Origin of the sequence: Streptococcus sp. 2018110, from assembly GCF_019754115.1 — a bacterium.
GTDB classification, from domain to species: domain Bacteria; phylum Bacillota; class Bacilli; order Lactobacillales; family Streptococcaceae; genus Streptococcus; species Streptococcus hashimotonensis.
In genome coordinates, this window is sequence record NZ_JAIJZO010000008.1 from 23,986 (window position 1) to 36,217 (window position 12,232).

The window sequence follows — 12,232 nt, forward strand, 5'->3', positions numbered from 1 at the left end:
AGCTATGACGGTTTGGGCTCTCTTTGATAGTGGCAATGGTTCCTACACAAAAGGAGCTGCTACACTTAAACGTTCAGGGGGGGCGAACATTGATATCTATCCGATTGGGATAGACATAGAAAACAAGAACAATCACATTATCAACTTGAATTTAGCTGACTATGGTAGGCTTTTCGGGGACAACACTCTATTTGATACTTTGGATAAATTACCAAAACCTGACCTGATAATCGCAAGTCCACCATGCGAGTCATGGTCCAACGCAAGTACTATGAATGAAGGAAATGCCTGTTGGAAACAAGAAGACCTTTCAGATAGTTTATTCGTACCACAGCGTGAGGCTAGTATGTTTACAATCAGGAATAAGTCCGACTATGAACAGGCTTATATCAATTATCAGTACGATAGGCAGTTCATGAAGCGTGTCAATGGGGAACTATGTGCCTTCAACACTGTTGAGATTATCAAGCGGTACAATCCTAGATATTTCATCATTGAAAACCCTGCAAGTGGTCGGCTATGGAAGTATATTGAGGATGTTATGGGATTTAAGTTACCTTACCTAAACATTACAAGGTACAACAACTATGATTATCCACTTCAAAAACCTACAAAGTTTGCTAGCAATATCAACTTAGATTTGAAAAATGAAATCATTAAACAGGAAATCGAGTGGGGACATTTTTCAAAGTCATACAATGAGAGGTCAAATATACCTCAAAAACTTGTGATTGAGATATTTAGCAAGGTATATAAGGATTTTATTAAATTATATGATTGAGCTATATTTTATCTTCAATGGTCATCGCAGATATTATCTTGGAAACTTTGTTCAGGTCCAAGATGCTATCGATGCACTCAAAGCACACCAAAAAACATCATCAGCTATCAACAATCCACGTTTTCACAAAAGTATGAGTGGAAATGCTATCAGGATTGATTATGGAGCAGTTGATTGTTATTACTTGATTACAGTTTCAAAAGTAAAGGAGAAAGAACAAAATGACTAAAACACTTGATGAAAAAGTCCAGCAATGGTTTATTGACCGCAACTTACACGAGGCTAACCCAGTCAAGCAATTTGAAAAGCTCATGGAAGAGGCTGGAGAACTTTTTGAAGGAGTTGCCAAGGGCAAGTCTGACTTGATTAAGGATGCCCTGGGTGACATGCAGGTTGTCTTGACGGGTCTTGAGCTACAAGTCAAAAATGGTGCTGACATTCAAGCAACACCAGAGGAAATGGAACTGTTGCTGATGGTTGCCAGTCTCGGTCACTTAGCTGATAAATTGCATAAGCATATCTTTTATGATGAAACCAAGACACCTCTTATCAAGCCAGATTTGATTATACTACATAGCAACATCCATTCGGTCGCTATCCATAATTGCACCACAGCAGACACTTGCCTAAAAATCGCTTATGACGAAATTAAGGACCGTAAGGGCAAGATGATTGACGGAGTATTTGTGAAGGAGGCGGACTTGTGAGAAAGACTTTGACAGGTATCGGTAACTTTTGTATTTTACTATCAATCCTCGTGAGTCCTTTGCTGATCATCTACAAGATTGACAAGCTAGATGCCAAGATTGAGCAACCAAAAATTATTGTCTATCAAGTAGACAATGCAGGAGCTGAAATGGTTGGTACTGTGACGGACAAGGAGATTATCCAAAGCAGATACATTGTGACGGTTGAAGCCTATGGGAAATTTATGGTCACTAAAGAGCAATATGACCAAATCAACATAGGCGATCCAATACCAGAATTTCTGAAAGGACGTGGGAGCTGATGACACATTGTGATTTTACGACTAAACGATTGAACATGCCGACTGATGCAGGTCAGTTTACTGGTTTCAGGGTTATTCATGACAACGTGAACAATCCAAGCCATTATCAAGGCAACTATGGCATGGAGTCAATTGATGTGCTTAGAAACTTCATGACACCAGAACAGCTGAAAGGTTTTCATCTGGGAAATGCCTTGAAGTATCAGCTACGCTATCAAAAGAAAAATGGTCTGGAAGACCTGAAAAAAGCAAGAAAGAACCTTGATTGGTTGATTGAGGAAGAGGAAAAGAAATGCACAGAACAGTAGGTATCCTTGAATTTAAAGAATTTATAGCACTTGAAGATGGTCAAGCTGTGCCAGTATATCTGCACAGTGCCAATCCGAATGTGCCAACAACCAACAAAGACGATGCAATGCGAGTGACCAAATGTCGCTACAAGAAAGAATTTGCTGATAAATATATTTTTAGGAAGGTGGAAAATTAGAATGAATAATCTAATGATTGGAATTGTTGTCCTGAGCATCATAACAGCCATACTGCACTTAGGCCTCATTATAGTTTATGCAGTATCTATCAAAGAAATCGACAGAAAACAAGAAAGCTATAAGCGGGAATTACGTCGAATGTTTGGCTGGGACGAATCCGAGTGGAGATATCGGTTTGACGACTATAAGAGAAAAGTAGATAGAGCAACTAAAGAAATCAAGGAATTAAACAATCTTGATTTAATCAAACAAGGCAAGAAATTAGCCACTCTTCAAAAGTTGCAACGTGAACAAGAAGAAACCAAAAAAGAAATTGATAAATTGACGGGGGTATCTGATGATCAATAATGTTGTACTGATTGGTCGATTGACCAGAGATGTAGAATTGCGTTACACACCTAACAATGTGGCAGTAGGTGCATTCACGCTGGCCGTCAATCGTAATTTTAAGAATGCAGCTGGTGACCGTGAGGCAGATTTTATCAACTGCGTCATATGGCAAAAACAAGCTGAAAATCTAGCCAACTGGACCAAGAAAGGTCATTTGATTGGCATTACAGGTCGAATTCAGACCAGAAGCTATGAAAATCAGCAAGGGCAACGTGTCTATGTGACCGAGGTTATCGCTGAGAGTTTCCAGGTGCTTGAAAAGCGTGACAATAGTGCTAATTATTCCAGTATGGATGAGCAGATGCCACCGAATTTCAGCGGTCAGCCGATGGATATTACAGATGACGACTTGCCGTTTTAGGAGTGTTGAATGACAGCTGATATTGTTCAATTTATTCCAAAACATGATATATGTCACGAATGCTACAAGAGAAGAGCGACAAAGTTATGTGATTTTATAATTGGTCAAACAGGAATAACATTCTACCGAAGTTTCAGTTTATTTAAAAATCAGCAACCAAGGTTTCTTACTTGCGACAAGCTACTCTGTGACAGATGTTCCAACAGATTTCACGGTATGGATTTATGTAAGAACCATAATAAAAAAATTACAGGAGGAAAATAATGAGTAGACCTAACCGCTATCCCTACTCTCAGGATCCATGGGTAATTGAAAAGACTAGGACTTTTTCAATTATCAATGGAAAGTATGGTACACACACGAAAGTCACGATGTATCGAAACCTATTTACAAGCAAAATCAAACATGATTGGATTGAATGGAGGACAGGATTTAATGACTAAACTTATTGGATTTGGCCGAGGTTTCGGCAAAACTACAATGGCTATTTTGGAAAGTCATGCGACAGGTAATCAGATTATCTGTGCAAATAATAGAATTGCAAAGCATACCTCGGATTACGCAAGACAACTTGGCTATACTATTCCTCAGCCAATATCAATCAATAACCGTAACTTGAAAGAAGTCACCAGCAATCTCAATAGAGCAGGTCTTGGAGTTGTAGTCGATGATGTTGAAATGGTCTTGCGAGCACTGTTGGGTTGTCAAATTGATACTATCACATTTGATAGCCCGAATGTGATTAGTACAGAAGACCGCTACGTTGAAGAAATAGCTGAGCTTAAAAAGGAGTTGGCTGCATGCTACCGTGAAAAGGAAGAGGACCAGGCTATCATCGAGACCCTGAAAGACAAATGCGTGGACCTCATGCTTGAAAACCCAGATTATGTCTGGGACGAAATAGCCAGAGAAACAGCTAAGCAACGGGCAAATACAAGAAAATGGAGGGCGAAATGATTACAATTCAGCTTGATGAAGAGTTACTGACAGCACTTGTTTTTGCAGCAGCTCAAAGCTCATGTGGTTTCAATCGAAACACTTTGCAGGAGAACCAGTTGTGGCATCTACATTGCTGTGACTATAATGAACCAGTATATGAAGTGGCAAAGCAAATAAACCTTGATGACATTCAAGACGAAAGCTACAGAGCCTATTTTCAAGAAGTAAAGACGAAAGGTGATAAATATTATTCGGAGGTAGAAGAGGATGAAAAACAAAATTAAATTAGTATTAACAACTATTGGAGTGATTGGTATGTTAGCTGGGTGTTCTGACCAAGCTGATGTTGTTCGACATAACTTATCGGAAGAGGCAGACAATTTCAACGTAGTACGAAAGGTTACAGTATTGAATGCTATCACAAATGATGTGATGTTTGAGATGAGCGGTCGGATGTCAATTGTAGCAGACACGACAGATAATCAACTGGAAATTTTGGTCGAAACTGCCGATGAGGAATATCAAAAGCATATCATTGGATTGTCTGATAATGTATCCTATGTGGTCCAGGATGTGAAGACAAAGGATGTGTCGAATTACGATTACACTATCAACTTCAATCCGAAGATGTGGTTGCCACTGGAAGTCAAGGCTGTAGATTAGGAGGAACTATGATTTTACTTGAAATTATTAAATTCTTGGCAGCAATGATTGCGATTGCATTTCTGTTGGTTGTACTAATCGCTATCATCATGGGAGCTTGGGAGACTTATAAGAAACATGAACAAAAGAATCAAGAAAAAGAAAGCTAAACAAGCACGGCAACAAGAACTGGAACAGTTGGAACAGGAACTGGCCAAGTTGTCTACCGAACAACTAGATGGTGTGATAGATCTTATCAACCAGTGTATCACAAATATGGCTGAGATAATCGCTCCAGTCAAAATAAAACTCGTGGATGAGATTAGTTCTGATTTGAGTATGATAATGGAGGAACGACTTGACAAAGAAGACAGCAATCAAGACTAGACGTGATTTTCTTGAGTTTGAACTTGAAGCCAAGTATCTTAAGATTGATAAACTTATCGGACAGCGTCGTCACGAATTAGAAAGGCTCTATGCGGTTAAGAATTTAACAATACCAGACATAGACGATTCAGGAGCAAGTAGAAGTGGGACTTCATGCAATACATCCGAGAACCTAGCCATTGCTTACGCTAGTGATCCAATGATTCTAAGACTTGAAGAATTTCAGAGAGCTATTTCAAAATTATTGGACGTACTGGAACCTGATGATAAGAAAATATTCCACTTGAGGTGGGGAGAGCATACAGGATATGACTGGATTCAAATTTGGCACATTATGCAGAATGGAGAGACTGGTTATTTATATAGACATAGCAAGCAAATCTACAGAAGACGAGAAGTCATCCTTGACACTCTTGCGAAACTATTATTCATGTAACTTGTCAAAAAAATATATAGAATTGACAGAAACAATCTGATAGATTGATAGTGTCGCTAAGCACCGAGAAATCCTTGGTGCTTTATTTTTTACGAAAGGAGCAAAGTGATGAATATTGTTGAACCGCTAAGAGATAAAGATGATATCCAAGCTATGAAAGATTACCTCTTATCTTGGAATGAAAAGTATTACATGCTATTTCTTTTGGGAATCAACACTGGCTTCCGTGTTGGAGATATTCTGAAATTGAAGGTCAAAGATGTTCAAGGCTGGCATATTAAAATTAGGGAACAGAAGACTGGAAAATATAAGAGTATCAAGATGACAAGACCACTCAAAAATGAATTACGGGAATTCGTAAAAGATAGAGCCTTGCATGAGTATCTATTCCAAAGTCGAGTTGGCAAGAATAAAGCCCTCAGTTACAAGACAGTATATTGGTTTTTGAAAACAGCAGCTGAAGACTTAGGCATTGATAATGTAGGCACTCATACCATGCGAAAAACATTTGGCTATCATTATTACAAGAAGTACAAGAACGTTGCTGACTTGATGTCCTTGTTCAACCATTCAAGCCCAGCTGTCACACTAATTTATATCTGTGTAAGACAAGATGAACTTGACACTAAGATGAGTAATTTTAGTCTCTAATATTTTTTTGCCTTATTTCAACTATCTATAACGAGGAAGTTTCTAGTTTATTTTTAGGAGGTTGTCCGAAGCCTTGTTTTTATTGACTTTTTAGCATGAAACATAATTGGATAAAATATAAGATATAGATAGTTCAGAGTGGTTATTTTACATAATTTAGACCGTTAAAAACAATCTTGTCAAAAAAATGGGTATTATTGACAAAAACAATCTGATATATTGGTAACATGAGCAAGAGGGACAGGTCGTTGACTTGTCCTTTTGCATTGACAGGAGGAATGTATGGCACATTATTACAAGCCAGTCAGACAATCCCTGAAGTCAAAGAAGTGGGAAAAGTTCCGAGACAAGATGATGAGGAAGTCTGACTACCTGTGTCAAGAAAGTTTGAGATACGGTTTGTCGGTACCAGCTGAAATGATTCACCACATCTTCCCAGTGTCTGAATATCCTGAGCTTGAGTTCGTAGAATGGAATTGCTTAGCATTAACTAATCGAAAGCATAATACTTTTCATGACAGGGTAAATGACAGAGTTGTCGGCCAAGGAATTTATTGGCAAAAAAAGAGAAAGAAGGAATTTCAAGATTTTTATGGGTACCCCCCCACTTTTCGAAATATTCTTGAGCGTCCTGGGAACCGGTGAAGGGAACTTTTTCCAAGTCGGAGGCACTCAGACAAAAAGGGGGTAAAAACTCAGCGATTTTGTAGAAAGGGGGTTAGTTTTTGGCTAAACCAATTACAGTGAAGTCAATCAAGTCAAAAGTGGTCAAGCAGATGAAGGACTTGGGCACCTATCGAAAAGAATTTGAAATGATCATTGATATCTTTGCTGGGATGTTGTTTCAGTACCAGAAACTAGCTCAAGACTATGCTGACATGGGCTATCCTGTCACAGATGTCTATGTCAACAAGGCTGGTGCTGAGAATGAGCGGAAAGTTCCAATCTTGACTGCAATGGAAATACTCAGAAAAGACATCTTGAGCTATTCAAACCAGCTTATGCTTAATCCAAAGTCACTGGGTGAGGTGGTCGAGCAGGACAAAGGCTCACCACTAACAGAGGTTATTAAGTTCAAGAATGAACTGAAAAAGAAGCGGGTGAGAGATGGATAAAGACTTTGAAAAACGGTTTGCCGATTTTCGCCACGCTACAACCAATCTTGGAAAAGCTAAAGCCTATGTTGATTATGTCCTGAGCTATCAAGAGGAACATAACGAAGAACGGATTTTGGCTGCTGAACGCTTTTTGAGGGATTTGGAAAATCCAGCCTATGAACTTGATGAGGATATAGTGGACTTTGCTGTTCACTTCATCGAAAACTCTATAGTCCATCAGCAAGGAGATGACATGTTTGCCATGTCTATCCGTAACAAGCCTTTGATTTTGCAACCGTGGCAACATTTTACGGTTGTCAATCTCTTTGGTTTCTATCATGCTGGGACAAATGAGCGTAGGTTCAAGGAAGCCTTGATAATGCTGGCACGGAAAAACGGTAAGACCAGTTTTACTGCTGCTATTGCTCTGCTTTATCAGATTTTGGATGCTGATAGTGGTTCGAAATGTTACATCGTGGCAAATTCAGTCAAGCAGGCATTGGAAGCTTTCAACTTCATCAAGTTCAATGTGGAACGGTGGAATGATAAGTCTATCCGTATCAAGGACAACAACCAGGAACACTCTATCACAGCAAATTTTGGAGATGATGGTTCGTTTTATATACAGGCCTTAGCCAATGATGAGAGCCGTTTGGACTCTCTGAATGGTAATGTTACTGTTATTGACGAAGCTCACACCATGCGAAATTCCAAGAAGTATGGTCTTATGAAGAAAACAATGTCGGCATACCGTAACAGTATGCTTTTTGTTATCTCAACGGCTGGGGATATTCCAACAGGATTCCTTGCTAACAGGCTGAAATACTGTCAGAAGGTGCTCAAGCAGTTAATCACTGATGAATCGCTGTTCATTTTTATCTGCAAGGCTAACCAGACGACGGACGGCGATGTTGGAGACTATCTGGATGACAATGTTTTGAAGATGGCCAATCCGTCTTGGGGTGTCACGGTGTCCATGCCAGCCTTGAGAGCAGAAGCTGAGCAAGCTATGAACGATCCACAGACAAGGAATGAGTTTTTCAATAAGACTTTGAATGTCTTCACTAACTCTATGAATGCTTATTTCAATCCTGATGAGTTCATAGCTTCGGATGACTGTTATGATTGGAGCTTGGAAGAGCTGGCACGCTTGCCGATTAAGTGGTATGGTGGGGCGGACTTGTCACGCTTGCATGACTTGACAGCTGCTGCACTCTATGGCATCTACAATGACGGTGAGAAAGACATTGACATCTGTATTACTCACGCTTTCTTCCCTCGTGTCAATGCTCAGAAGAAAGCCAATGATGATGGTATTCCACTTTTTGGGTGGCAGTCAGATGGTTGGTTGACAATGAGCAACACTCCAACGGTACTCTATGATGATATCGTCAAGTGGTTTATCGAGATGAGGCAGAAAGGCTTCAAGATTGCTGCTGTTGGTATGGATAGAAAGTTTGGTCGTGAGTTTTTGAGCAAGATGAAAAAAGCTAAGTTCAAGATGATTGACCAACCACAGCTTTTCTATCTGAAATCAGAAGGGTTCAGACGGATTGAGTTCAAGGTTAAGAATAGGGAGTTTTATTATCTGCATTCTGAAGCCTATGAATACTGTGTTAGCAATGTCAGAGCGATTGAAAAGGTGGACGATGCGGTGCAATATGAAAAGTTAGATGGTGACGGTGGTACGGCAAGGATTGACTTGTTTGATGCCAGTGTCTTTGCATGTATCCAGGCTCTTGCTAATCTTGGCAAGAACCAGAATGTGATGCAATTCTTTGATTAGGTTAGAAAGGAGGTGAGAAAGAATGGGTTTCTTTGATAGGTTCCGTAAGAGGAGTAAGCCACAGTCAACTGTGAGTATGCTTAGTCACTCGGATTTTGGAATTATCTTTGAGGGTGATGGTTATGTGCCGCTTGCTAGGAATCCTGATGTGATACTGGCTGTCAATAAGATTGCTGATATGGTGTCGAATATGACCATACATCTGATGGAAAACACAGACAAGGGCGATATTCGTATCAAGGACGGCTTGGCTCGGAAGATTGACATCAATCCTTGTGCACACATGACCAGGAAGACTTGGATTTTCAAGATTGTGCGTGACTTGTTGCTGTACGGCGACGGTAATTCTGTCCTTCATGTCGAATATGACCCTGTGACAGACTATATTTTGAACTTGAGACCCTTCCCTATGGATGAGGTCTCTTTTAAGTCCAATGATTTAGACTATGTGATTTGCTACAAGGGTAGGGAATACGAGCCTGACGATGTTGTCCACTTTGCAATCAATCCTGATCCAGATAGTCCTTATGTCGGAACAGGGTATCGGCTGGCTTTGAAGGACATTGTCCGCAACCTAAACTTAGCTACTCAGACTAAAAAAGGTTTTATGAGTGGCAAGAATGTTCCGAGCTTGATTGTCAAGGTCGATTCATCCAGTGATGAGTTGGGCAGTCAAGAAGGCCGTGACAGGATTGCTAAGAAGTATCTATCCACAAGCCAGTCAGGAGAGCCGTGGATTATACCTGATGCCCTTATGGAAGTTGAGCAAGTCAAACCGTTGAATTTGAATGACATTGCTTTGAATGAATCGGTTGAGATTGACAAGAAAACAGTGGCTGGGCTTTTGGGAGTACCAGCTTTTATCCTGGGTGTTGGAGACTTCAACAAAGAAGAATACAACAACTTTGTCAATACCACGATCATGAGCATTGCTACAACAATCACTCAGACATTGACAAGGGATTTGCTGGTATCTAGCAATCGTTATTTCAAGTTCAATCCACGGTCTCTCTATTCTTACGACATTACAGAGTTGTCAACTGTTGCTCAACAGATGACAAACAGTGCTGCTATGCGTCGGAATGAGTGGAGAGATTGGGTTGGCATGACTCCTGATCCTGAAATGGATGACATCATTGTTCTCGAAAACTATCTACCGCAGGGTGAGTTAGGCAATCAGAGCAAATTAAACAAGGAAGGAGGAAATACCGATGCAGAAACGTAAGGCTTACATGGCCACACAATTTCAAACTCGCGAGGAACAAGAGTCTGGCGATTTGATTTTGAGTGGCTACTTTATCAAGTTTGATGAAGAGACTGAACTTTGGCCTGGTTATTTTGAAGTGATTAAGCGTGAGGGTGTCGAGAAGGCTATTAAAAATGCCGACATCCGTGCCTTATTTAACCATGACCATAGTTTGGTACTTGGTCGGACTGGAAATGACACAGTGCGGCTCGGTGTTGATGATGTTGGTCTGTTTGGCGATATTATCATCAACAAGGATGACCCACAAGCGGTCGGTGCCTATGCTCGCGTTCAACGTGGCGATGTGATTGGTTGTAGTTTTGGCTTCTTCCCAATCAAAATCAATACGGAAGAGCGTGATGACGGTTCTTACCTGGACACTATCTTAGACCTTGAAATCTTTGAAGTTAGTCCTTGTACTTTCCCAGCATATCCACAGACTGAAATTGCTGCACGTCAGAAGGACTTTGAATGTCAACTACGTGCAAATCGTGAAATGCTTGATAAGCGTAAAAAAGAAATAAAGGAGAAATTTAAGCTATGAATAAAGCTCTAATTTTTGGTGCTCGTATGCGAGCTAAAGCTACAAAAGTAGTTGAACTTGAAGAGTCCATCAAGGACTTGCAGAAACGTACTGCTCTTGAAGCCGATAAGTTGGAACGTGCTGAGACCGAGGAAGAAGTGTCAGCTGTTGAGAAAACTCTTGAGGAACTTCAAGTAGAACTGGAATCCAAAGAAGCCGAAAAGGCTGAATTGGAAAAGGAAATCGAGGACCTTCAAAAGCAAATCGATGAACAAAACCGAAACGCTCCACGCTATGGAGAAAGCCGAGGAGGTAAGAAAGACATGAATGAACGTGAAGCGTTTAACCATTATTTGCGAACTAAGGGGCAATTACGCGACGGATTTAAGTCTACTGAAGGAGAGGCCCTAATCCCAGAAGATTTGCTTCGCCCTAAAGAAGCTAAACGTGATGAAACAGACTTAACATCGCTGGTAAACGTCGTTAAAGTACGCAATGCAAGTGGTAAGTGGTCTGTGATTAAGTTGACTGACCAGGTCATGAATACGGTTGAGGAGTTAGCTGAGAATCCTGATTTAGCAAAACCTACCTTCACAAAAGTTTCCTATGAGATTGAAACTCGTCGTGGTCATTTGCCAGTTTCTCAAGAATTGATTGATGACGCTGATTATGATGTGATGGGGCTTGTCGCTAAGCAGGCAATGAATCAGGAACGTATCACTAAGAACGCTGAAATTGCGAAAGTATTGAAGAAAGCAACTGCAAAAAATGCATCTGGACTTGATGGTTTGAAAGATATTTTAAATCTTGAATTGAAACCATATTACAATGCTAGTATCGTAGCCACCCAATCTCTTTTCGCCGCTTTGGATAAAATTAAGGATAAAGACGGTCGATATATGTTGCAGACGGATATTACCTCTCCTACTGGGTACAAGTTTGCTGGTCGTGTGATTTATGTTTACCCAGATGATGTTATTGGCACTTCAAAAGGCGATATGAAAGCATTCATCGGGGATGTGACAGAGTTTGCAACGTTATTTGACCGTGCCCAAACTACTGTTAAATGGCAGGATGATAAAATCTATGGTCAGTATTTAGCAACTGCTAACCGTTTCGATGTAGAGGTTGTCGATGCTGATGCTGGTTTCTATGTGACTTACACCGACGCTGTTTTGTAAGGAGGTAGTCAATGGCTTACAAAGTTATCCGTCCTTTCAAGGACTTGACAGACCCAAATAAACATGATTACGCTTTGGATGAAACCTACCCTCGCGACGGTCACAAACCTTCAGATGATTTCATCCAAGGTTTGCTGACTGGCTCAAATTCAGCTGGCTCAATCTTTTTGACTACAGTTGAAGAAGAGTCAGAGCTTCCAGAAGGCGATAAGTCTGCTGAAGAAGAGTCAGAGCTTCCAGAAGGTGACAAGCCTGCTGATGAACCAGTAGAAAAACCAAAGCGGAAACGTACCACTAAGAAAGCAGAGGAATAGT

General features: G+C 40.5%; 23 protein-coding genes. All 23 read left to right on the forward strand.

What is annotated here, in order from left to right; translation table 11 throughout:
- Positions 1–4 precede the first annotated feature (4 nt).
- Positions 5–781, forward strand: coding sequence for a DNA methyltransferase (locus tag K5Q34_RS06235; RefSeq protein ID WP_221864737.1), 777 nt, complete (start codon positions 5–7; stop codon positions 779–781).
- Positions 774–1,010: a hypothetical protein gene (locus tag K5Q34_RS06240; RefSeq protein WP_221864698.1), complete on the forward strand. Its 237-nt coding sequence runs from the start codon at positions 774–776 to the stop codon at positions 1,008–1,010. Before K5Q34_RS06235 ends, K5Q34_RS06240 begins: the two co-directional genes overlap by 8 nt.
- Positions 1,003–1,488, forward strand: a complete 486-nt coding sequence (locus tag K5Q34_RS06245; RefSeq protein ID WP_221864699.1) for a MazG-like family protein — start codon at positions 1,003–1,005, stop codon at positions 1,486–1,488. Before K5Q34_RS06240 ends, K5Q34_RS06245 begins: the two co-directional genes overlap by 8 nt.
- Positions 1,485–1,790, forward strand: a complete 306-nt coding sequence (locus K5Q34_RS06250; RefSeq protein ID WP_313770352.1) for a DUF1372 family protein — start codon at positions 1,485–1,487, stop codon at positions 1,788–1,790. Before K5Q34_RS06245 ends, K5Q34_RS06250 begins: the two co-directional genes overlap by 4 nt.
- Positions 1,790–2,098, forward strand: a complete 309-nt coding sequence (locus K5Q34_RS06255) for a DUF3310 domain-containing protein (protein ID WP_079395343.1) — start codon at positions 1,790–1,792, stop codon at positions 2,096–2,098. The genes K5Q34_RS06250 and K5Q34_RS06255 overlap by 1 nt, the downstream gene beginning before the upstream one ends.
- The gene (locus tag K5Q34_RS06260; protein WP_221864700.1) at positions 2,083–2,277 is read left to right on the forward strand and encodes a hypothetical protein; all 195 of its coding nucleotides are present in this window, start codon (positions 2,083–2,085) and stop codon (positions 2,275–2,277) included. Before K5Q34_RS06255 ends, K5Q34_RS06260 begins: the two co-directional genes overlap by 16 nt.
- A 1-nt stretch (position 2,278) precedes the next feature.
- Positions 2,279–2,626, forward strand: coding sequence for a hypothetical protein (locus K5Q34_RS06265; RefSeq protein ID WP_221864701.1), 348 nt, complete (start codon positions 2,279–2,281; stop codon positions 2,624–2,626).
- On the forward strand, positions 2,616–3,029 hold the full coding sequence (gene ssb, locus K5Q34_RS06270; protein WP_221864702.1) for a single-stranded DNA-binding protein: 414 nt from the start codon (positions 2,616–2,618) through the stop codon (positions 3,027–3,029). The genes K5Q34_RS06265 and ssb overlap by 11 nt, the downstream gene beginning before the upstream one ends.
- A gap of 263 nt (positions 3,030–3,292) precedes the next feature.
- Positions 3,293–3,472, forward strand: a complete 180-nt coding sequence (locus K5Q34_RS06275) for a hypothetical protein (RefSeq protein ID WP_044752720.1) — start codon at positions 3,293–3,295, stop codon at positions 3,470–3,472.
- The gene (locus K5Q34_RS06280; RefSeq protein WP_221864703.1) at positions 3,465–3,986 is read left to right on the forward strand and encodes a hypothetical protein; all 522 of its coding nucleotides are present in this window, start codon (positions 3,465–3,467) and stop codon (positions 3,984–3,986) included. The genes K5Q34_RS06275 and K5Q34_RS06280 overlap by 8 nt, the downstream gene beginning before the upstream one ends.
- Complete coding sequence (locus tag K5Q34_RS06285) at positions 3,983–4,252, forward strand: hypothetical protein (RefSeq protein WP_044752723.1); 270 nt, start codon at positions 3,983–3,985, stop codon at positions 4,250–4,252. The genes K5Q34_RS06280 and K5Q34_RS06285 overlap by 4 nt, the downstream gene beginning before the upstream one ends.
- A complete protein-coding gene (locus tag K5Q34_RS06290) occupies positions 4,236–4,631 on the forward strand; it encodes a hypothetical protein (protein WP_024406259.1) in 396 nt (131 codons plus the stop codon). Before K5Q34_RS06285 ends, K5Q34_RS06290 begins: the two co-directional genes overlap by 17 nt.
- 8 nt (positions 4,632–4,639) lie before the next feature.
- Positions 4,640–4,780 carry a hypothetical protein gene (locus K5Q34_RS06295; protein WP_153593971.1) on the forward strand — a complete coding sequence of 47 codons (141 nt, stop codon included), beginning with the start codon at positions 4,640–4,642 and terminating at the stop codon, positions 4,778–4,780.
- The gene (locus K5Q34_RS06300) at positions 4,749–4,997 is read left to right on the forward strand and encodes a hypothetical protein (protein ID WP_221864704.1); all 249 of its coding nucleotides are present in this window, start codon (positions 4,749–4,751) and stop codon (positions 4,995–4,997) included. Before K5Q34_RS06295 ends, K5Q34_RS06300 begins: the two co-directional genes overlap by 32 nt.
- Entirely contained in the window at positions 4,969–5,433 is a 465-nt protein-coding gene (locus K5Q34_RS06305) for a hypothetical protein (protein ID WP_044475316.1), read from the forward strand. The genes K5Q34_RS06300 and K5Q34_RS06305 overlap by 29 nt, the downstream gene beginning before the upstream one ends.
- A gap of 108 nt (positions 5,434–5,541) precedes the next feature.
- The gene (locus tag K5Q34_RS06310) at positions 5,542–6,084 is read left to right on the forward strand and encodes a site-specific integrase (RefSeq protein WP_044475317.1); all 543 of its coding nucleotides are present in this window, start codon (positions 5,542–5,544) and stop codon (positions 6,082–6,084) included.
- A 351-nt stretch (positions 6,085–6,435) separates the two neighbouring features.
- On the forward strand, positions 6,436–6,729 hold the full coding sequence (locus K5Q34_RS11815; RefSeq protein WP_253214100.1) for an HNH endonuclease: 294 nt from the start codon (positions 6,436–6,438) through the stop codon (positions 6,727–6,729).
- A gap of 80 nt (positions 6,730–6,809) precedes the next feature.
- Positions 6,810–7,199, forward strand: coding sequence for a P27 family phage terminase small subunit (locus K5Q34_RS06315; RefSeq protein WP_221864705.1), 390 nt, complete (start codon positions 6,810–6,812; stop codon positions 7,197–7,199).
- Positions 7,192–8,967, forward strand: a complete 1,776-nt coding sequence (locus K5Q34_RS06320; protein WP_221864706.1) for a terminase large subunit — start codon at positions 7,192–7,194, stop codon at positions 8,965–8,967. Before K5Q34_RS06315 ends, K5Q34_RS06320 begins: the two co-directional genes overlap by 8 nt.
- A gap of 22 nt (positions 8,968–8,989) precedes the next feature.
- Positions 8,990–10,192 (forward strand): phage portal protein, encoded by a 1,203-nt coding sequence (locus K5Q34_RS06325; RefSeq protein ID WP_221864707.1) that lies wholly within the window; start codon positions 8,990–8,992, stop codon positions 10,190–10,192.
- Positions 10,179–10,757, forward strand: coding sequence for an HK97 family phage prohead protease (locus K5Q34_RS06330; RefSeq protein ID WP_221864708.1), 579 nt, complete (start codon positions 10,179–10,181; stop codon positions 10,755–10,757). The genes K5Q34_RS06325 and K5Q34_RS06330 overlap by 14 nt, the downstream gene beginning before the upstream one ends.
- Positions 10,754–11,917, forward strand: coding sequence for a phage major capsid protein (locus K5Q34_RS06335; protein ID WP_221864709.1), 1,164 nt, complete (start codon positions 10,754–10,756; stop codon positions 11,915–11,917). Before K5Q34_RS06330 ends, K5Q34_RS06335 begins: the two co-directional genes overlap by 4 nt.
- Before the next feature lie 11 nt (positions 11,918–11,928).
- Positions 11,929–12,231, forward strand: coding sequence for a hypothetical protein (locus tag K5Q34_RS06340; protein ID WP_221864710.1), 303 nt, complete (start codon positions 11,929–11,931; stop codon positions 12,229–12,231).
- The last annotated feature ends 1 nt before the right edge of the window (position 12,232 follow it).

Bases quoted from the DNA above. Each gene is read 5' to 3' on its own strand.
- K5Q34_RS06340 (WP_221864710.1), top strand. From the start codon at position 11,929: ATGGCTTACAAAGTTATCCGTCCTTTCAAGGACTTGACAGACCCAAAT.
- K5Q34_RS06255 (WP_079395343.1), top strand. From the start codon at position 1,790: ATGACACATTGTGATTTTACGACTAAACGATTGAACATGCCGACTGAT.
- ssb (WP_221864702.1), top strand. From the start codon at position 2,616: ATGATCAATAATGTTGTACTGATTGGTCGATTGACCAGAGATGTAGAA.
- K5Q34_RS06330 (WP_221864708.1), top strand. From the start codon at position 10,179: ATGCAGAAACGTAAGGCTTACATGGCCACACAATTTCAAACTCGCGAG.
- K5Q34_RS06245 (WP_221864699.1), top strand. From the start codon at position 1,003: ATGACTAAAACACTTGATGAAAAAGTCCAGCAATGGTTTATTGACCGC.
- K5Q34_RS06320 (WP_221864706.1), top strand. From the start codon at position 7,192: ATGGATAAAGACTTTGAAAAACGGTTTGCCGATTTTCGCCACGCTACA.
- K5Q34_RS06335 (WP_221864709.1), top strand. From the start codon at position 10,754: ATGAATAAAGCTCTAATTTTTGGTGCTCGTATGCGAGCTAAAGCTACA.
- K5Q34_RS06300 (WP_221864704.1), top strand. From the start codon at position 4,749: ATGAACAAAAGAATCAAGAAAAAGAAAGCTAAACAAGCACGGCAACAA.
- K5Q34_RS06285 (WP_044752723.1), top strand. From the start codon at position 3,983: ATGATTACAATTCAGCTTGATGAAGAGTTACTGACAGCACTTGTTTTT.
- K5Q34_RS06240 (WP_221864698.1), top strand. From the start codon at position 774: ATGATTGAGCTATATTTTATCTTCAATGGTCATCGCAGATATTATCTT.
- K5Q34_RS06275 (WP_044752720.1), top strand. From the start codon at position 3,293: ATGAGTAGACCTAACCGCTATCCCTACTCTCAGGATCCATGGGTAATT.
- K5Q34_RS11815 (WP_253214100.1), top strand. From the start codon at position 6,436: ATGATGAGGAAGTCTGACTACCTGTGTCAAGAAAGTTTGAGATACGGT.
- K5Q34_RS06325 (WP_221864707.1), top strand. From the start codon at position 8,990: ATGGGTTTCTTTGATAGGTTCCGTAAGAGGAGTAAGCCACAGTCAACT.
- K5Q34_RS06260 (WP_221864700.1), top strand. From the start codon at position 2,083: ATGCACAGAACAGTAGGTATCCTTGAATTTAAAGAATTTATAGCACTT.
- K5Q34_RS06290 (WP_024406259.1), top strand. From the start codon at position 4,236: ATGAAAAACAAAATTAAATTAGTATTAACAACTATTGGAGTGATTGGT.
- K5Q34_RS06280 (WP_221864703.1), top strand. From the start codon at position 3,465: ATGACTAAACTTATTGGATTTGGCCGAGGTTTCGGCAAAACTACAATG.
- K5Q34_RS06235 (WP_221864737.1), top strand. From the start codon at position 5: ATGACGGTTTGGGCTCTCTTTGATAGTGGCAATGGTTCCTACACAAAA.
- K5Q34_RS06295 (WP_153593971.1), top strand. From the start codon at position 4,640: ATGATTTTACTTGAAATTATTAAATTCTTGGCAGCAATGATTGCGATT.
- K5Q34_RS06265 (WP_221864701.1), top strand. From the start codon at position 2,279: ATGAATAATCTAATGATTGGAATTGTTGTCCTGAGCATCATAACAGCC.
- K5Q34_RS06310 (WP_044475317.1), top strand. From the start codon at position 5,542: ATGAATATTGTTGAACCGCTAAGAGATAAAGATGATATCCAAGCTATG.